Origin of the sequence: Parachryseolinea silvisoli, assembly GCF_021190955.1 — a bacterium.
Classification (GTDB): domain Bacteria; phylum Bacteroidota; class Bacteroidia; order Cytophagales; family Cyclobacteriaceae; genus Ohtaekwangia; species Ohtaekwangia silvisoli.
In genome coordinates this window covers 1,369,318-1,388,573 of sequence record NZ_JAIOAO010000003.1, presented here as the reverse complement: position 1 = coordinate 1,388,573, position 19,256 = coordinate 1,369,318, and the positions used below count along the sequence as shown (strand labels likewise).

15 protein-coding genes and 1 pseudogene are annotated in these 19,256 nt (G+C 52.4%); 10 read left to right on the top strand and 6 right to left on the bottom strand.

Annotation, left to right across the window (positions count from 1 at the left end; genetic code table 11):
- Positions 1-11 precede the first annotated feature (11 nt).
- The 8 genes from K7P01_RS22650 to K7P01_RS22615 all read left to right on the top strand — a co-directional run bounded on the left by K7P01_RS22650 (position 12) and on the right by K7P01_RS22615 (position 11,432).
- Positions 12-2,051 carry a carboxy terminal-processing peptidase gene (locus tag K7P01_RS22650; RefSeq protein WP_267296861.1) on the top strand — a complete coding sequence of 680 codons (2,040 nt, stop codon included), beginning with the start codon at positions 12-14 and terminating at the stop codon, positions 2,049-2,051.
- Positions 2,052-2,170: 119 nt separating this feature from the next.
- Positions 2,171-5,260 carry an ATP-binding cassette domain-containing protein gene (locus K7P01_RS22645; protein WP_267296860.1) on the top strand — a complete coding sequence of 1,030 codons (3,090 nt, stop codon included), beginning with the start codon at positions 2,171-2,173 and terminating at the stop codon, positions 5,258-5,260.
- 11 nt (positions 5,261-5,271) lie between these two features.
- A complete protein-coding gene (locus tag K7P01_RS22640; protein WP_267296859.1) occupies positions 5,272-5,709 on the top strand; it encodes a hypothetical protein in 438 nt (145 codons plus the stop codon).
- A 561-nt stretch (positions 5,710-6,270) separates the two neighbouring features.
- Positions 6,271-6,948: an L-serine ammonia-lyase, iron-sulfur-dependent subunit beta gene (sdaAB, locus tag K7P01_RS22635; protein WP_267296858.1), complete on the top strand. Its 678-nt coding sequence runs from the start codon at positions 6,271-6,273 to the stop codon at positions 6,946-6,948.
- A 4-nt stretch (positions 6,949-6,952) separates the two neighbouring features.
- Positions 6,953-8,314, top strand: coding sequence for a TolC family protein (locus K7P01_RS22630; RefSeq protein ID WP_267296857.1), 1,362 nt, complete (start codon positions 6,953-6,955; stop codon positions 8,312-8,314).
- 13 nt (positions 8,315-8,327) lie between these two features.
- Entirely contained in the window at positions 8,328-9,692 is a 1,365-nt protein-coding gene (locus K7P01_RS22625) for an efflux RND transporter periplasmic adaptor subunit (protein ID WP_267296856.1), read from the top strand.
- 79 nt (positions 9,693-9,771) lie between these two features.
- Entirely contained in the window at positions 9,772-10,311 is a 540-nt protein-coding gene (locus tag K7P01_RS22620; protein ID WP_267296855.1) for an inorganic diphosphatase, read from the top strand.
- On the top strand, positions 10,311-11,432 hold the full coding sequence (locus tag K7P01_RS22615) for a glycosyltransferase family 4 protein (protein ID WP_267296854.1): 1,122 nt from the start codon (positions 10,311-10,313) through the stop codon (positions 11,430-11,432). The genes K7P01_RS22620 and K7P01_RS22615 overlap by 1 nt, the downstream gene beginning before the upstream one ends.
- An 8-nt stretch (positions 11,433-11,440) precedes the next feature.
- Here the strand turns inward: K7P01_RS22615 and K7P01_RS22610 are convergent, their stop codons facing one another.
- The 5 genes from K7P01_RS22610 to accC are packed head-to-tail and all read right to left on the bottom strand — an operon-like array spanning position 11,441 to position 16,730.
- Complete coding sequence (locus tag K7P01_RS22610) at positions 11,441-12,553, bottom strand: glycosyltransferase family 4 protein (RefSeq protein ID WP_267296853.1); 1,113 nt, start codon at positions 12,551-12,553, stop codon at positions 11,441-11,443.
- Positions 12,554-12,559: 6 nt separating this feature from the next.
- A complete protein-coding gene (locus tag K7P01_RS22605) occupies positions 12,560-13,327 on the bottom strand; it encodes a glycosyltransferase family 2 protein (RefSeq protein ID WP_267296852.1) in 768 nt (255 codons plus the stop codon).
- Positions 13,328-13,338: 11 nt separating this feature from the next.
- Positions 13,339-13,911 (bottom strand): Maf family nucleotide pyrophosphatase, encoded by a 573-nt coding sequence (locus K7P01_RS22600; protein ID WP_267296851.1) that lies wholly within the window; start codon positions 13,909-13,911, stop codon positions 13,339-13,341.
- 8 nt (positions 13,912-13,919) lie between these two features.
- Positions 13,920-15,215, bottom strand: coding sequence for a DUF1015 domain-containing protein (locus K7P01_RS22595; protein WP_267296850.1), 1,296 nt, complete (start codon positions 15,213-15,215; stop codon positions 13,920-13,922).
- Between the two features lie 15 nt (positions 15,216-15,230).
- Entirely contained in the window at positions 15,231-16,730 is a 1,500-nt protein-coding gene (gene accC / locus K7P01_RS22590; RefSeq protein WP_267296849.1) for an acetyl-CoA carboxylase biotin carboxylase subunit, read from the bottom strand.
- A 112-nt stretch (positions 16,731-16,842) separates the two neighbouring features.
- Here accC and K7P01_RS22585 point away from each other — a divergent pair, with 112 nt between their 5' ends.
- On the top strand, positions 16,843-18,099 hold the full coding sequence (locus tag K7P01_RS22585) for an aminotransferase class I/II-fold pyridoxal phosphate-dependent enzyme (RefSeq protein WP_267296848.1): 1,257 nt from the start codon (positions 16,843-16,845) through the stop codon (positions 18,097-18,099).
- A gap of 86 nt (positions 18,100-18,185) precedes the next feature.
- Positions 18,186-18,362, top strand: a complete 177-nt coding sequence (locus K7P01_RS22580; protein WP_254084086.1) for a histone H1 — start codon at positions 18,186-18,188, stop codon at positions 18,360-18,362.
- A gap of 446 nt (positions 18,363-18,808) precedes the next feature.
- Here K7P01_RS22580 and bcp read toward each other — a convergent pair.
- Positions 18,809-19,255 (bottom strand): annotated as a pseudogene (bcp, locus tag K7P01_RS32180) (thioredoxin-dependent thiol peroxidase); the annotation flags it as partial.
- Position 19,256: the final 1 nt, after the last annotated feature.

The window sequence follows — 19,256 nt, the reverse complement described above, 5'->3', positions numbered from 1 at the left end:
TTTAGGGAGTGATGATGAAGAAAATGATTTTTGCGGGATTGGCAAGCATGGCTTTGTTTGCAACGACCCTGGCCGCGACGGTGGCGGACACAACCCGCCTAAAGCCCAAACCGGTATACGGAAAAGAAGCCAAGGTAATCACCTACATCCTGGACAACAATCACTATCGTAAGCTGTCGCTCAACGATTCCATGTCCTCGGTCATCCTGGATGAGTTTATTAAGAGCCTTGACAATAATAAGACGTACTTCACACAGTCCGATCTGAAGAGCTTCGAAGCCTTTCGTTATAAGATCGACGATCTGACCCGCGCCGAAAATGTAGACCTGGCGTACGATATCTACGCCGTGTTCCGGAAGCGGTTCAACACGCGTATGGACTATATTTTCAAAACACTGCTCAAACAGCAGTTCACGTACACATCCGACGAGTATTATGAATCCGATCGTGACAAAGAGCCGTGGGCCAGAGATGAACAAGAGCTCAACGAAGTGTGGCGTAAGATTGTCAAAAGCCAGGCGCTCAGCCTGAAACTGGCCGGCAAAACCCCCGAAGACATAGAGCGCATGTTGCGTGAGCGTTACGAGCGCTTTAGCAAATCCATTCTTCAATTCAATTCGGAAGACGTGTTCAGTATGTACATGAACAGCATCACCGAGTCATACGATCCCCACACGAACTATTTTTCGCCGCGTGCCGCCGACCTATTCAAACAACAGATGAGTCTGTCGCTGGAAGGTATCGGTGCCAAACTGCAAACCGAGAACGACTATACCAAGATTGCCGAGGTTATTCCCGGTGGCCCGGCTGACAAGAGCAAGCTCGTACACAACAACGACCGCATCATCGGCGTAGCCCAGGGTGACGGCGAAATGGTAGACGTGATCGGATGGCGCATTGATGACGTCGTAAAACTTATCAAAGGCCCCAAAGGCACCACGGTACGTCTGCAGATATTACCCGCGGAAACCGGGTTGAATGGCGCGCCCAAAATAATCCAGATTGTACGTGATAAGATCAAGCTGGAAGACCAACAGGCCAAAAAAAGTATCATCCATTACCAGAAGGATGGTAAAGACATGAGCCTGGGCGTCATCACCCTGCCGAGCTTCTACATGGACTTTGAAGCCTATCAAAAAGGCGATCCCAACTATACCAGCACAACCCGCGATGTACAGCGTCTCATTAAAGAGCTACAGGCCGAGAACATCAGTGGTCTGGCGCTTGACTTACGCAACAACGGTGGTGGCTCGCTCACAGAAGCGATCGACCTGACCGGCCTGTTTATTAAAAATGGTCCGGTTGTGCAGGTGCGAAACACCGTCAACAAGACCGAAGTCATGACGGATAACAACCCGGCCATCGGTTACAACGGGCCGCTCGTAGTGCTGACCAACCGCTTCAGTGCTTCGGCATCGGAGATCTTCGCCGGTGCGATTCAGGATTACCACCGCGGCGTAGTAGTGGGAGAGTCGACCTTTGGAAAAGGCACTGTACAAACCGTAATCGACCTGAATCGTTTCATCAACGACCCGGCTAACCAGGTAGGCGAGTTGAAGCTGACGTTCCAAAAATTCTACCGCGTAACCGGTAGCAGCACCCAGAACAAGGGTGTAACACCCGACGTCTTGTTGCCGACCCCGCTGGATCCTGAACAATTTGGCGAAAGCGCCAGCCCCAGCGCCATGCCGTGGGACGAGATCAACGGAACACTCTTCCAGAAGACACCCGTGATCAACGAGAAGGTGCTGAGCAACATCAACAAAGCTTACCAGGAACGTCTGAAAACCGATAAGTCGTTGAGCCAGTTTGTAATAGAGACCAATGAGATCCGAAAGAGCTACCGAGACACCCGCGTGTCCTTGAACGAGGTCGTGCGGAAAAAAGAGATGGACGATGCTGAACAGAAAAAAGCTTCAAACACCAAGTTGCAAGGACACATTCCGTCTAAGGAAATACCGGAGCCGAAGACCCTCGACGACCTGGACGACGAGTACCTGCGCGAAGGCCTGTTTGTACTGAGCGACCTGATCACCACCAAGATCGGCTAAGCCCGAACATCCCGATAAAACCAGAAGAGCGGAATTTCCGCTCTTTTTGTTTTTGCAAGCCCTCCAAACTGCATGCTTTTACATTTTAATTGCTATTTTGGACGACCTAGACTTTTTCTATGAGTGAAGAATTACTCAAGGCGATTATTCAACTTTTTGCCATTGTTGTACGCGAGCGCATTACGGAAGACGAGCGGAACAAGATAAAGGAGTTCCTGGGCCTTCACCTCAACCGGGAGGCCACCAACTACTATCTTAAGCTCTTTGATGAATTCTGCCAGGCAAACCAGATCAATGCCCGCCAGGAGCTCGATAACCTCGATGCCGATACCCAGCAGTTTGTGGACGACTGGTCCAAGATCATGCACATCATCAAACAGGTGAACCAGGCCCTCACCATGCAGCAAAAGCTTGTCATGGTGGTCAAGATCATCGAGTTAGTCTACATCGACCGTACCTCGATCTCCGACCGTCAGGAGAACCTGATCTTCTACATCGGCCAGGCCCTCAGAATACCCCAGGGCGATGTCCACGCCCTGCAGCAATTTATCATTGGTCAGGACATAGACGAGCTGTCGTCCAAACAGGTACTGGTCATCGATGAAGGCTCCGGCCACTACGACGGCCCCCGCATTATCGAGAAAGACCTGACTGGCCTCATCGCCATTCTTCGGCTGCCCGATGCGGAAACGTATTTCATCAAATACCTCGGCATCACCACGCTGTACCTCAATAGTATTTTGCTGAAAAGCCGGAAGATAGACGTCTTTCCGACAGGCAGTACGATTCGCGGTGACAAGGTAGGGCCCATTTATTATAGCGACATCATCGGTAAATTTTTGACCGGGGATAGTCGTACCGGTATAACATTCACGGCCGACCACATCTTTTACCACTTTAAGAGTGGTCGTGCCGGCATCCAAAACCTCAACCTGGCCGAACAGGGCGGCAAGCTCATCGGCATCATGGGCGCCAGTGGCTCGGGCAAGTCTACGCTCCTCAACGTACTGAACGGCTCTGAAAAACCATCCAGCGGTCGCGTACTCGTCAACGGGATCGACATACACGAAAATTCCGACCAGGTAAACGGCATCATTGGCTATGTACCCCAGGATGACCTGCTGATAGACGAGCTGACGGTATTTCAAAATCTGTATTACGCCGCCAAGCTGTGCTTCAATCACTACGCCGATAAACAGATCATCGACCTCGTCATGCGTACGCTGATCAACCTGGGCCTGACCGAGATTCGTGACCTAAAGGTAGGCTCACCGTTGAACAAGACCATCAGCGGAGGCCAACGCAAACGGCTGAACATTGCGTTGGAGCTGCTGCGCGAACCGACCATCCTGTTTGTCGATGAACCTACATCGGGCCTTTCGTCGCGCGATTCCGAAAACATCATGGACTTGCTCAAGGAATTGTCGTTGCGGGGCAAGATGGTATTTGTGGTTATCCACCAACCCTCGTCCGACATCTTCAAGATGTTTGATACGCTCATCATCATGGACGTCGGGGGCTTCCAGATATACTATGGCAACCCCGTGGAAGCCGTCATCTATTTCCGTGATATCATCAATGCCGCCAACAAAATGCAGGGGGCCTGCCCGGAATGCGGTAATATCAACCCCGAACAGATCTTCAGCATCATCGAGACCAAGGTCGTAAACGAATATGGCCGCCTGACCAATACCCGCAAAGTATCGCCGGGGCAATGGTACCAATACTTTAAGCAAAAGATCAAAATCCCGCGGCTCGAACATTTACGCAACGAGCTGCCGGTGGTACAGGAAATACCCCATTGGTTCAAACAATGGAAAGTATTTATTACCCGCGATGTCCTGTCGAAGCTGGCCAACCGCCAGTACATGCTCATCAACGTGCTGGAGGCGCCCGTGCTGGCATTCTTTATCGCGTTTATGGTCAAGTACCACAACGTACTCGACGGTGAGGCGGACTATAGCTTCTACAACAACTACAACGTGCCCGTATACTTCTTTATGAGTGTGGTCGTGGCGTTGTTCCTCGGCCTGACCATGAGCGCAGAGGAAATCTTTCGCGACCGGATTATACTGAAACGCGAGCAATTTTTACACTTGAGCCGCAGCAGCTACCTCGTGTCGAAGGTGGCCGTCATGTTTGCCTCTTCCGCGATCCAAACCCTGCTCTTCACCCTGATCGGTAATTTGATCCTGGAAATACCGCTCACGGAAGTTCGCTACTGGGTAATCCTGTTCAGCTGCTCATGTTTTGCCAACATGCTCGGGCTCAATATTTCAGCATCGTTTAACTCCGCGGTAACGATCTATATCCTGATCCCGGTACTGGTCATACCGCAATTGTTGCTGAGCGGTGTGGTAATCAGCTTTGATAAATTCAATCCCCGGGTAGGCAAGCCCGTAGGCGTGCCCTTCATGGGCGAGACCATGGCCTCGCGCTGGGCCTTTGAGGCGTACATGGTGACCCAGTTCAAAGATAACCCCTTCGAGCGCGAGTTCTACGACCTCGACAAAGTGACCGCCGAATCGGACTACAAACGGGTATACTATATACCACAACTGGAATCGCGGTTAGCCTACTGCCTGAATCACCCCAATAGCTGGCGCGTAAAACGCAACGACGACGTAGAAGCGTCGCTCAACCTGCTGCAAACCGAAATCAAAAACGAGTTGAAGTTTGTGGGCGACGCGCGGCTGCCCGAAGTCGACCGCCTGGCCATCGGCAAATTCGACTCGACGGTCTACCTTAAAACTTCGCGTTTTTTGAATTCGCTGAAGAAGTATTATGCCCGCAAGATGGACCGCGCAACGAAAGAGAAAGAAGCGTTGATTGCCAGCCATACAAACACACCCGCTAAATCCCAGGAGTATGAGGCCAGCAAAGCCCGGTACGTAAACAAGGCGGTAACCGACGCCGTTAAAAATACCGGCTCACCCGACCGGATTGTAGAGTACGGTGGAAAGCTGGTGCAAAAGATCTATCCCATCTACCAGGACGATCACCAACCCAGCAACCCGCTGGACTTCTCCGCAAATTTATACCAACCCACCAAGCACCTCCTGGGAGCAGAGTTTGACACGTTATATTTTAACCTCGGCGTGATCTGGAGTATGACACTTGTGTTATTTTTGACCTTGTATTTCGATGCCTTGAAAGGGATCATCAAGGTGTTGGAAGGAAACCGTAAGTATAAACGAAGAGACAAATAACCACGCCCCCTATGAAACAGCTTAACCTTTTCTGCATGATGTGTGTGATCGCCGCCGTAGCGCTGGCGTGTTCCGGCAAAAAACAAGAAACACACGAGCACGACACCGCCGCCGACGAATGGAAAGAAATGGACGACTTCCACATGCTGATGGCGGAAGCGTTTCACCCCTATAAGGACTCCGCCAACCTGGCCCCGGCCAAAGAAAAAGCCGACGCGTTGGCCAGCAGCGCCGAGCAATGGAAAAGCACTCCGCTCCCCGAAAAAGTAAATAACGACGAAGTTAAAGCCGCCCTGGCTCAATTGTCAACCGATGCCGCCGCCTTTGCCGCCACCGCCAAAAGCGGCGACGACAAAGCCACCGGCGAATCCCTCAACAAGCTCCACGACGAATTCCACCACATCCAGGAAATGTGGTACGGCGGCCACGGCCATGATCACGAGCACTAGATCGAGGCAGGCAGCGCCAAGGCAAAGGCAGGGATAAAGCATAGATGTCGCATAGATGAAGCAAACTTAAAGCACAGATAAGCCACTATAGGCAGCATTGCTTTATCGATGCTTTATCGCTGGTCTATTCCTGCGATATTCTCGCTGCCACCGTACTTTATCCCTGGGAAAGCCCGACGAGCTCTGACCCGGCTACGCTGAAGCCACCGCTGGCGCAAGGTTTTAGTCCTGCTTGCCAGCAGGACTAAGGGTTAGCGGAGGTACGGAACTTGCGTTTGTCCCGATATTATCGGGGTGCCTGAACCATCTCGCCCCGGAGGGGCGCAGTGTATCTAATATCACATTGAGCTAACATCGATCTAACCCCGACTTATCTCAGTCCTCTAAGCACTGACTCATGTCTGACTAAACACAGGCTATACTCAGACTCAACTCTGAGACATCCCAGCAGTACCCGGACTACTTACCCCAAAACCGTCTCGGGCACTGCGCACGATTAATTCCTTAAAAAATCTGTAACGTCGCCATCTTTTTGGCGACATATTGCGTATTGTAACCCATATGGCAGAAAAAAGCAGTGTTTTTGATATGATAGGGCCGGTTATGATCGGTCCCTCCAGCTCGCACACCGCCGGTGTTGTGCGCATCGCCCGGACAGCCTACAGACTGTTGGGCAGTCGCCCCGAGGAAGCCGAGATCACCTTTTACAACTCGTTCGCCCGCACTTACGAGGGCCACGGCAGCGACCGGGCCATCATCGCCGGCCTGCTGGACTTCAAAACCGACGATAAACGCATCAAAGAAGCACTGGACCTGGCCAAAGAGGCCGGCCTGGAATACCGCTTTAAATCCGTCGGCAACGCCTCAACGCTCCATCCCAACACCATCAAACTGGTGCTGCGGAAAGGGGAGGAGACCCTGGAAGTGGTCGGAGAAAGCCGCGGCGGCGGTCTGATCAACATTGCCGAAGTAAACGGCTTTAAAGCCGACTTTGGTGCCAACGCCCACACTGTCATTATCACGGCCGACGACGTCAAAGGAAGCATCGCCTTTATTGCCGACGTCGTGGCACACGACGATTGTAACATTGCCACCATGTCGGTGTCCCGCAAGGGCCGGAACGACGTGGCGTGCCTGGTAATCGAAATGGATTCGGGCATCAAGCCTGTAACATTGGCGTACCTCCGGAGTCTTAGCTGGGTAAAACAGGTCATTTATATCCCCGATATTGATTGTTAGAGTAATGATGAGAACACTACGCTGGACTTTTTTCCTTTTATGTGCGCCATTCCTGCTGCAAGCACAGCAGACACAGCCGGCGGCTGACACGGTACAACCCGGCACTGCCTGGACGTTGAAACAATGTATAGACTACGCCCTGGCCAACAGCCTGCAGGTGGAGCGCAGCGGCTACACGGTCGAGAATAGCAAGCTGGACTATAACCAGACCTGGGGGGGCATGCTTCCGCAGATCAATGGGTCGGCGACGTATAATTTTGGGTGGGGCCGCAACATCAACCAGGCAGACAACGAAGTTACTACCAGCGAACAGCGTACGCTGTCGCCAGGTGTGAGTGCCAGCGTTCCGCTCTTTAACGGTCTTCGCCTTCAGAACCAGGTGAAGCAATATTCCCGGAGTTATGAAGCTGCCAACTACGACCTGCAAAAGGCAAAGAACGATGTGGTCCTGAATGTCGCATCACTTTATATAACGGTAGTGTTCGACAAAGAGCAGTTGGAGAATGCCAAGTCGCAACTGGCTTCCAGCCAACAGCAATACGAACGTACCAAAAAGCAAGTAGCGGCAGGGGCACTGCCCCGGTCAAACGAGCTGAACCTCGACGCGCAGGTGGCCACCAATGAGGTGAACCTCATCACCCGCGAGAACAATCTTAACCTCTCCCTGCTGCGCCTGAAGCAAGCGTTGCAACTGCCGGCCGGGTCGACGCTGGATATAGAAGTGCCGCAGATCGACGTCGAAGACCTGGTCCTGGAGCAGTCGCGCGATCAAATCTACGATGTGGCCCGCTTGGTCATGCCGGAGATAAAAAGTGCCGACCTGAAAGTAGAGAGTTCGTACTTCGGCGTAAAGGCAGCGCGGGGTGGTTTAATGCCGCGCCTCTCCCTGGGGGGATCATACAGTACCGTATACAACAGCGAGTTCGAAACACTGACGGGGTTGGGGTACGTTGATCAGTTGAAGAATAACCGTGGTCACTCCCTGGGGTTTACGCTCACCGTTCCGATCCTGAACGGCTTGCAGTCACGCGTGGCCTTACAGCGTGCCAAAGTCACACGAAAGCTGGCCGAGGTCGATGCGAAAGAAACCTCCAACACTCTTCGCCAAAGCGTCGAGACAGCGTATAACGACGCCGTGGCCGCCTCGAAGACCTACAACTCTTCCCTGCGCCAGGTGCAGGCGCGCGACGAAGCTTTCCGCATGACCAAACAACGCTTCGAAGCCGGGGCGACCAACTACGTAGAGTACCAGGTTGCAGAGAACGATCTCTTCCAGGCCAAGTCCGACCTGGTACGCGCTAAATACGATTTTATCTTTAAGAAGAAAGTGCTCGACTTCTATCAGGGCAAGCCTTTAGCATATTAACATATTGACCGCAATGGCAAAAAAGCAACAATCCAATAAGCTCATCCTTTGGCTCGTAATCATCGTGGGCGTTCTCCTGGTATTCGTAATCGTTGGTAAATCGGCCGGATGGATCGGTAAACCGAACGAGATCGAGGTAGAATTGGCAAAAGCCAAACGCGCTACCATCATTGAAAAAGTCAGTGCCTCGGGCACCATACAACCTGTAACAGAGGTCAAGCTCGCCCCCGAAGTGTCGGGTGAAATTCGCGAGCTGCTGATCGAAGAAGGGGACTCGGTCAGCCGTGGTGACCTGTTGGTAAAAATACGTCCCGACACCTGGGTGTCACAGCTCGAGCGGGCGGAAGCTTCTATGAACCAGCAACGCGCGAACGAAGTAGCATCGGAAGCATCGCTGGCGCGCGCGGAAGCTACTTACCTTCGTGCTGAACAGGAATATAAGCGTAACGAACGACTGTGGAATGAGAAAGTCATTGCAGAAGCCGACTGGCAACTGGCACAGCAGAATTTCAAGGTGGCCGAGAACGATCTGAAGTCGGCAAAGCAGTCGCTGCAAGCCTCGAAGTTTGTGGTGCGCAGCAGCGAAGCCTCGGTGCGGGAAGCACGCGAGAACGTGCGTCTTACCAGCGTGCTGGCACCCATGGATGGCATCGTTTCAAAGCTCAGTGTAAAGAAAGGCGAGCGTGTGGTGGGAACACAAACCATGGCCGGAACGGAGATGCTGCGTATTGCCGACCTGAACGCCATGGAAGTACGCGTGGAGGTAAATGAAAACGACATCGTACGTGTGCACATTGGTGATACTGCCAACATTGATGTAGACGCATATTCAAACCAGGAAAAAGAGTTTAAGGGCGTTGTAACACTCATTGCCAATACAGCCAAAGAGAAGACTTCTGCCGATGCCATCACCGAATTCGAAGTGCGTATTCTCATTCTGAACTCGTCGTATAAGGACCTGATACAAGATGGTAAACGATACCCGTTCCTGCCCGGCATGACCGCCAGTGTGGACATTTTAACGCGACGCAAGATCGGCGCGCTGTCTGTACCCCTGGCAGCCGTTACAACGCGGGGACCAGATGACAGCGAGAAAAAGGAGCAAAATGGCCCGCCGCAAAACAATCAGTCTACGGACGACAAAAACAAGTCTGCAAAGAAAGAGGTGGTAAAAACCGTTGTGTTCGTCAACGATAAAGGCACGGCCAAGATGGTGGAGGTAAAAACCGGTATAAGCGATTACGATAATATAGAAATAATCTCGGGTGTGGGCGATAGTACCGAAGTAATCACAGGGCCGTTTTTGGCGGTATCCAAACGTTTGAAAGACGGCGACAAGGTCCGGCTAATGGAAAAGGACACGTCTCCCAAAAAATAAACCTGCGAGGTCGCAGAAAAGCCCTGATCGTAATCGGGGCTTTTTTGTTTAATATTGCCGTTAAAATCTAAAAAAGAACATGTCATTACATCCCTGGCACGAGGTTTCGGTTGGTGTTCATCCCCCGGACCAAGTCAACGCAATCATCGAGATTCCCAAAGGTTCCCGCGCAAAATACGAGATCGACAAAGAGAGCGGCCTGATCAAGCTGGACCGTGTTATATACGCGTCCATGTACTACCCGCTGAACTATGGTTTTATTCCCCAGACCCTGGGCGAAGACCATGATCCTCTCGACATCGTTGTGTTGACGCAGGTAAGCGTGGTGCCAGGCTGTCTGATTCCCTGCAAGATCATCGGTGTGATGCAAATGATTGACCAGGGAGAGGCCGACGACAAGATCATTGCCGTAGCCGAACAAGACCCGAGCGTAAGCCATATTCTGGACGTGAAAGACCTGCCCCAGCACTTGCGTGCCGAGCTGAAACACTTCTTCGAAAGCTACAAGCAACTGGAGAACAAAAAAGTTGTCGTAGACGAGTTTCTCTCCAAAGATAAGGCAGAGGCCATCCTGCAAGCCAGCATGAAGCGTTATCAGGAGACCTACGCCAAGAAGTAATGCACATAGGCTTCGAGGCAAAGCGGTTCTTTACCAACTTTACCGGTCTCGGTAACTACGCGCGCTTTGTCGTCGACGCCCTGAGCGAGTTCTATCCCCACGATCACTACACGCTGTATTCTCCCACGACAAGGGCGCATCCCGAGATCGACCCGATCGTACGCCGTTCAAACGTACAGGTCGTTGCGCCCACGGGAGGGTACCGGTTCCTCAAAGGACTGTGGCGATCGTGGGGCGTGAGCCGCCACGATACCGTCAAAACATTGGATGTATACCACGGCCTGAGCCAGGAGCTACCGGCAGGCCTACCTGCCGGCGTAAAAAAGGTAGTGACGGTACACGATCTGATCTATATACGATACCCGCAGTTTTATAAACCCGTAGATGTCGCCATCTACAAAGCAAAGGCCAAGGCTGCCTGTACCCGGGCAGATCGGGTAATTGCCATCAGCCAGCAAACTGCCCAGGATATTGTTGACTTCCTGCACGTCGATCCCCGGAAGATCGACGTCGTGTATCAGGGTTGTCACCCCATTTTTAAGCAACCTGTTTCCGTGGACGTCCGGGCGCAGGTACGCCAGAAGTACGACCTGCCCGACCGGTATATTCTGAATGTCGGCACCCTCGAGTCGCGTAAGAATGCGCACCAACTGGTAAAGGCCCTCGCGCTCCTGCCGCAGGAAGCACGTATACCCCTGGTGTTGGTGGGCCGGGCCACGGCCTATAAAGAAGAGGTCGTGCGTACCGCACGGGAAAGTGGCATCGAAGACCAGCTGATCTTTGTGCACCAGGCTTCATTTCAGGACTTTCCCGCCTTATACCAGGGGGCGGAGGTATTTGTATACCCCTCGTTGTTTGAAGGCTTTGGCATACCCCTCGTAGAAGCGATTGAGTCGGGTGTGCCGGTAATAACCTCTACAGGCTCGTGTTTCCAGGAAGCTGCCGGCGACGGAGCGTTGTATGCCGATCCGCACAGTGCGGAAGCGCTGGCACACCAGCTGGCCCGTACGTTGCAAGATGCTACCCTGCGCAGTCAACTAGTCGAAGCCGGCCGCCGGTATATACAGCAATTTCAGCCCGCTGTCATCGCACAGCGCCTGCAGGAAGTGTACAGGGGATAGGCTGACGATCAGGGGGTATTCCCGACAACTTGATGATAGATTGCCAGCGTGCGCGCCGCCATCTGTTCTTTTGAAAATTCCTTTACCTTTTCTTGTGCCCCCTTGATCAGCGTCTCGCGTAACGCGGGGTTGGCCATGATCGCCTCGATGTGTTCGGCCAGCGCCGTGCTGTCGCCCGCAGGCGCTAATAATCCGGTCTGTCCCGAAATGACCATCTCCGGTATGCCGCCGGCCTGGGTAGCCACGACCGGCACATGCGCCAGAAAAGCGTCAAGCACGGAAGTGCCCAGGCCTTCCAATATCGAAGGCATTAGGAATACATCCAGCTCAGGCAACAAGGCAACAAGATCCTTCCGGAAACCGGTAAACGTAATGATGTCTTGTAACTGCTTATTTTGTACATACATTTTCAACGATTCCTCCAGCGAGCCTTTTCCAATGATTACGGCCTGTACAGGCAGCTTCTTTTCCACCAGCGTATGAACTGTATCAATAAACGTGGTATAGTCTTTTTCGTACTCCAGCGCGGCGGTATTGCCGACGACGGTGAGCCCCGGCCGGCGAATGCCCTCACGGAGGAGGATATTGCCTCGGTTGGCCGGATCAAACTTGTGCAGGTCGACACCACTGTAGACCGTCACGGCCTTCTCCGGATGTTTCAGGTATGCCTGCATAACCTCCCGGGTCTTATCCGATACGCAGAGTATCCGGGCAATAGCCGGGTGGTTGTATTTCCAGCGGGTGAACCACGAGCGCTTGGGGGTAAACATCACGCGCCGGCTCAGTACCAGCGGCGTCGGGTTGCCAAACACATGCGATATGACCCCGAGACCATGCGACTTGGCACTGTGCATGTGTACCAGATCGATGGCATGCTCCCGGCAATAACGCTTAATGGCCAGTGCCGTGCCGATGTCGACAGCATTCTTGAATGGCAAGGCGATGACCGGTATACCTTCTTTGCGGCAATGCGCCTCAAACGCCGAACCTTGACGAGCGGCCACATGGTTTCGGACACCTTGCTTCTTTAGCTCTTCCAGCAGGTAAGCAATTTGCTGCTCGCCACCACGCCAGGTCTTTTCCGAGCTTAAGTGTAATATGGAAAGTGATGCCGCCATCATAAAATGCTAACGGGTAGACTGATTTTTGCGCAGCTCGTGAAACCGGAGATACCGTAGGTAGCGCTCATACGCCGAGTTAACGGCGATGACAAAACCATAGAAGCCATCCAGGAAGCCTGCTTGCAGGAAATACTTCTTCATGAACATAAACCAGGGCTTGATCAGCCCGTGCGTCAGGAGTCTATAACGCTTGCCCGCTTTAAAATCCTTTTCCGCCGCCAGCGCAGAGTAGGGGATGATCTTGCGAATATGGCTTTCGATCGTGGGGTATGAATAGTGATACAGGTCGCCCTCCAGCCGTTGCGTGGTATAGGAGGTCTGGTTAAACACCAGTTCTTCGTGAATCAGGCCGGCCCATTGCGTAAGGCCTTTTTTGAAGAGCCGTATTTTATACTCCGGGTACCAGCCGCTGTGACGGATCCAATGTCCGCAGTAATTTGTCAAACGGTTTACTTCGTATACCTCGGCTCTGGGAGCGGCTTTTACCTGTAAGATCGCTTGTTGCAATGCAGGCGATAGCGCTTCGTCGGCGTCGATCGATAGAATATAGTCGCCGGTAGTCAGGCTGTTGGCGTAGTTCTTCGACTCCGAGTAGCCGGTCCAGGCGCGCTGCACAGGGGTTAGGCCGTGGCGTTTAATAATATCACAGGTGTCGTCGGTGGAGAGTGAGTCCAGAATAATAAACTCATCGACCACGGGCTTGAGCGACTCGATACACCGGCCGATGTTTTTCGCTTCGTTGAACGTAATGATGACCGCGGAAAGTTTTGCCATTTTCTCCATTGCTACCACGTTGCCAGGTGCTGATACACTTTGTGAATGGGGAGGCCCATCACGTTAAAGTATGAACCGGCGATCTTTTCAATGGCAACCAGGCCTATCCAGTCCTGTGCGCCATAGGCGCCCGCCTTGTCGTAGGGCTTATACGTATCGACATAAAAGTCGATCTCTTTTGGCGACAGCCTGACAAACGTCACATCGGTAATATCGTCAAAGGTCTCTTCGCGTTCCTGCGAAAGTATGCACACGCCCGTCATCACGCGATGCGTACGTCCGGACAGGTCGCTCAGCATGGCGACGGCGTCGGCACGGTCCTGAGGCTTATTCAAAATGCGGTTGCCCAGGATCACGACGGTGTCTGCTGTGATGATGATCTCGTGGCCCATACGCGGACGGAAATACTCCGCTTTCTTAGCCGCCAGGTAGCGCGCCACCTGTTCCGTCGGTAAATCCTGCGGAAAGTCTTCTTCTACATCGGGCTTCTCCACGGTAAACGTAAAGCCCGCTTCCTTCATCAGGTATTGTCTGCGCGGAGAGCTGGAAGCGAGTATGATCGATCGCGTTAGGGGTATGGTCATATTGGTTGTTAAAAAGGGGCATAGACCGGCAGGGCAAATTCCGGTTCGCTGATCGAGCTGAACAGGTAGCCGCCGATAACCTTGGGGTAAAAATACGTCGATTTTTGCGGCATGGTATACCCGCTATGGCATACAGTCTTCACTTCGTCGATCGAAACTTCATTGGTGATGATGGCGAGCTGTGCATCTTGCTGCAACACCTTCTTTAGACAATCTGCGAAGCTGCGGTCAAAGCTGACATTGGTAGCACTGCGTTGCTCGCGTCCCGGTATGCCCAACACTTTCTCGATAATGAAGTAATGCATCACCGTCAGGTCAAGCGCTTTGACCACAGGGGGGAAAGGCCAGGGCATTGTATTCAGTGCCTCGGGCTTCAGCCGCACTTTATAGGCGTTGTCCCGGAACATCAGCCCAAACGCCCACCGTTTGCCGACAATCACCTCCGGAAGAATATCAACATCTTCCAGCGGCGTAATAGTAAAATCCTGCTCCAGTCGCCGCAAAATAGTCTCTTCGTCAAAGTCTTTCAGTCCGTGGATGAGCCGGTGCGTAGGCAGAATACGCAGGTCGTCCGCCTCTGTATTGGTCAGGTACATCAGGTGATAATTATACCCTTCCCGGCCGGTATGGGCGGGGTTGGCCGCCTGTTGTCTGTGTTTGTAGACCAACGATCCCTCATAACGGTGGTGGCCGTCGGCCAGGATGACATTGCCTGGCTGTAAAACCTCTATAAAGCGCTGCACGATGGCATAGTCCTGGATGCAAGCCATGACATCGCGCACACCCTGGTAATCTTCCGTTTCGTAGAGTGGCTGCTGAATGGCCTCGTCCATATACCGCTCCAACTCAAACGTAGGGTCGGTATAGAGTCCGTGGGTTGCGCTGGCGTGCAACTGCGTATTTTCCAGTAGCTCGATGCGGTCGTTAACCGCCTGGGGAATTGTATTCTCATGCCGCAGAATGACTTGCTCGTCCCAATCGTATACGCGTATGTGGCACATAAAACCTTTCCGGCAATACTCCTTCGGCGACCCTGCTAACGTGAAATATTGATAGTATACATAGATCCCCGGCAGCCGGTCTTGTGCCAGTATGCCCTGATGTTTCCATTGCGCCAGGCGCTTGCCGGCCGCCGCCGGTGTTTCCTGCGGCACCGACATATGAATACTATTATAGGGATGTTGATAGAGTGCCTTGCGTTGTTTCTCCGAGACGACGTCGAACAGGGGGGAAGTCAGGGAGTCGATGGATTGCGAAAGTGAGGGGTTATAACGCCAGGGGCGGATCGGTAAAATTTCGGGCATACTGGGAGTGTCGTATTAAGATCTGTTTTTTCTCCACTTGCTCGCCGTCGTGCCGGCCGTGGCAAGCGCGCCTTCGGCTACACGGTGGCCGTTATTTTTTAGCAATGTGCCTGCCAGAATAGCGACAAGGGCTTCTTCGGTGTGCGTGTGCTCAGGCTGCAGTCCTGCAGGGGTAAAATATTTCTCCACAAAGCGCGTGTCGAAATTACCCGAGCGAAAGGCCTCGTGCTTCATCACAAACTCGCAAAAGCCCAGGGTTGTTTCCAGCCCGGTAATCTCATAATCCTGAATGGCGCGGATCATTTTCTCGATTGCCGCCTCGCGGCTTTCGGCATGACAGATCAACTTGGCGATCATCGGGTCGTAATAGAAGGGGATGGCCATGCCCTGCTCAAAGCCGTCATCGACACGAATGCCGTGACCCTGCGGACGCTTATAGGTTTTTAGCGTGCCGATATCGGGTAAGAAGTTGTTGGTGGGATCTTCGGCATAGACGCGTATCTCGACGGCGTGGCCGTGCATCTGTAAGTCTTCCTGTTTGAACGGAATCTTCTCGCCTTCGGCAATTTTGATTTGTAACTGCACCAGGTCCAGACCCGTGATAGCTTCGGTTACCGGGTGCTCTACCTGTAACCGGGTGTTCATTTCCAGGAAGTAGAAATTCAGTTTGTCATCCAGGATAAACTCAATTGTGCCGGCACCGTAATAGCCACACGCCCTGGCGGCGTTGATGGCAGCTTCACCCATCAGTTTGCGCTTCTCCGGCGTTAACACAGACGAGGGCGCTTCTTCCACGACCTTTTGGTGACGACGTTGAATAGAGCACTCACGTTCAAAGAGGTGCACCACGTTTCCGTGTTTGTCGCCAAAGATTTGAAACTCGATGTGACGCGGACTGGTAACATATTTTTCGATGAAGACAGAGCCATCACCGAACGCGGAGGTTGCCTCACTGGTGGCGCGTTCCATTTGCTCGGCAAAGCTGGCTTCATTCTCCACCACGCGCATGCCTTTACCACCGCCACCGGCGCTGGCCTTGATCAGTATGGGGTAGCCGATAGTGGCCGCGATTTCCTTGGCCTTGGCGACATCTGTAATAGGCTCCGCCGTGCCCGGTACAAGCGGCACATTGAATGCGGCTACCGCGGCTTTCGCTGCCAGCTTGCTGCCCATGAGCTCAATGGCTTTGGCCGACGGCCCGATGAAGATCAACCCGGCGTCTTCGACGCGCTGGGCAAATGTTTCGTTCTCAGAAAGGAAGCCGTATCCCGGGTGAATGGCATCGGCGCCGGTTTGCCGGGCAGCGTCCAGGATCTTATCAATGCGTAAATAGGATTCGGAGGAAGGGGGTGGGCCAATGCAGATGGCTTCGTCGGCATAACGCACGTGCAGCGATTGTCGATCGGCTTCGCTGAACACCGCAACAGTCTGTATGCCGGCTTCCCGGGCAGAGCGCATGATGCGAAGGGCGATCTCACCGCGGTTGGCGACCAATATTTTTTTGATTTTTCTCATGGGTTAAGGGCCTGAATACAATGCTAGCGATAATTTCTGCATAGGCAAAGCCAGGAGAGGCATGTATAAACACGATTTTTCCTTATTTTTGCGGCCAATAACTAATCCCGAAATGGTAGATTTATTTGACAAGCTTAAAATGGAGGCCGGTCCTCTGGCCAAGTATTCGCATCTCCCGGATGACTATTTCTTCTTTCCCAAACTGGAAGGTGAAATAGGACCTCACATGAAGTTCAATGGCAAGGATGTTTTAAACTGGAGTTTAAATAACTACCTGGGTCTGGCGAACCATCCGGAAGTACGGAAGACCGATGGTGAGGCTGCTGCCCAATACGGCATGGGCTTGCCAATGGGCGCGCGGATGATGTCAGGGAACTCAGTAAATCACCTGGAGCTTGAACGTCAACTCGCTGAGTTCGAGAAAAAAGAAGACGTCATGCTGCTCAACTTTGGGTACCAGGGTGTGGTGTCGATCATCGACGCGCTCGTAGACCGCAAAGATGTGATCGTGTATGATGCAGAATCACACGCGTGTATCATCGACGGCGTGCGTCTGCACATGGGTAAGCGTTTTGTATACACCCATAACGACATGGAAAGCCTCGAAAAGCAACTGCAGCGTGCCACGAAACTGGCCGACGAGACAGGCGGTGGTATACTTGTGATTACCGAAGGTGTGTTTGGTATGTCAGGCAAGCAAGGCGACCTGAGAGGCGTTGTAGCGTTGAAGAGCAAATATAATTTCCGTTTGTTTGTAGACGACGCGCACGGTTTCGGTACTATGGGTAAGACCGGTGCCGGCACAGGCGAGGAGCAAGGTGTTCAGGATCAAGTCGATCTGTACTTCTCTACGTTTGCCAAATCGATGGCCAGCATTGGTGCATTTGTCGCAGGTTCGAAGAACGTCATCAAGTACCTGCGGTACAGCGTGCGCTCACAAATCTATGCGAAGAGCCTGCCGATGCCATTGGTAGTGGGTGCTTTGAAGCGACTGGAGCTGTTGAAGACCAATCCTTCGATGAAAGATAACCTGTGGAAGATCGTGAATGCCATGCAAAATGGCTTGAAAGAGCGCGGCTTCAACATCGGTACAACGACGTCGCCGGTAACACCGGTGCTGTTCAAGGGTGGGGTAGGCGAGGCTGCCAACATGGCAATGGACCTGCGCGAAAACTACGGAATTTTTTGCTCTGTGGTGATCTATCCTGTTGTCCCTAAGGACGTTATCATGTTCCGGATCATTCCGACGGCGGTGCATACCCTGGAGGATGTAGAGCGGACTTTGAGTGCATTCTCGAAGCTCAAAACCAAGCTTGACAGCGGGTTTTACAAGGAGGAAGCTTTAGTGTCGGTAACGAAGGCAATCTAAAAAAAACCGCCTTAGGGGTTGTTTTTCGGCCTTTTTACTTAAATTGGCAGTAGAAACTAAATTTTAATCCTAAAACTCCAAAGACAATGCAAAAGTTTCAAGAGCTCAAAGACCTGATCGCTTCCTTAGAAGGTGATATTGACAAGTTTTATAACAAAGGCAATAGCGCTGCTGGTACCCGCGTTAGAAAGGGTATGCAAGACCTGAAAAATCTCGCACAAACCATCCGCTCTGAGGTTCAAGATATTAAGAATAAGGCTTAAGTTTATTCTGATAATAAAAAGACCGTTTCGGCAGTACATCAGGACATGCCGAAACGGTCTTTCACTTGTTAGCCATTACGATATTATTATCGAGACTTCTTTTTAGTCTTCTTAGGTGCTTTTGTCACCTTTTTGGCTGATTTCTTTACTGCCTTCGCGGCTCTAACGCTCTTTTTCGGAGCTGCCTTTGCAACTTTTCTGGCAATTTTCTTCGCGGCCTTTTTCGGAGCAGCTTTCTTAGCCACTTTCTTCGCAGCTTTTTTCGCTATCTTCTTAGCTACTTTTTTGGGCGCTGATTTCTTTACGGCCACCGGTGCTTTCGCAGGGGTCTTCTTAGCTGCCTTTTTTGCCACTGCCTTCTTGACAGGCGCCGGAGCAGAAGCCCGTTTGCCGGGTGTGTTTTGTATCGCTTCCTGTTGCTCGCCACGGGCATCCTCAGCAACCGTTTTTAAGATCTGGCGTGTGTGATTTTCGGTGTCTACCTTGTCGATGATGTCTTCGAGCACGCCTTGTTCATCGATGACGAACGTCACACGTGCGGTGCCCATGTAGTTACGGCCGTACATCTGCTTCTCTACCCATGTGCCGTAGGCATCGTGTACTTTACGGTCAGTGTCTGCCAGCAGGCGGAAGGGAAGATTTTGTTGTTCGATGAATTTACGGTGTGACTGCTCGTCATCGGAGCTGATACCGAGCACCTCGTAGCCTTGCTTCTGCAGGCGCTCGTAGTTGTCCCGCAGATTACATGATTCGGCAGTGCAACCGGGAGTCATATCCTTCGGATAGAAATACAAAACAACTTTCTGGCCTTGGAGGTCAGAAAGCTTTACGGGCACGCCATCCTGGTCGTTCACTTCGAAGTCAGGGGCTTTGTCGCCAATTTTCAACGCCATA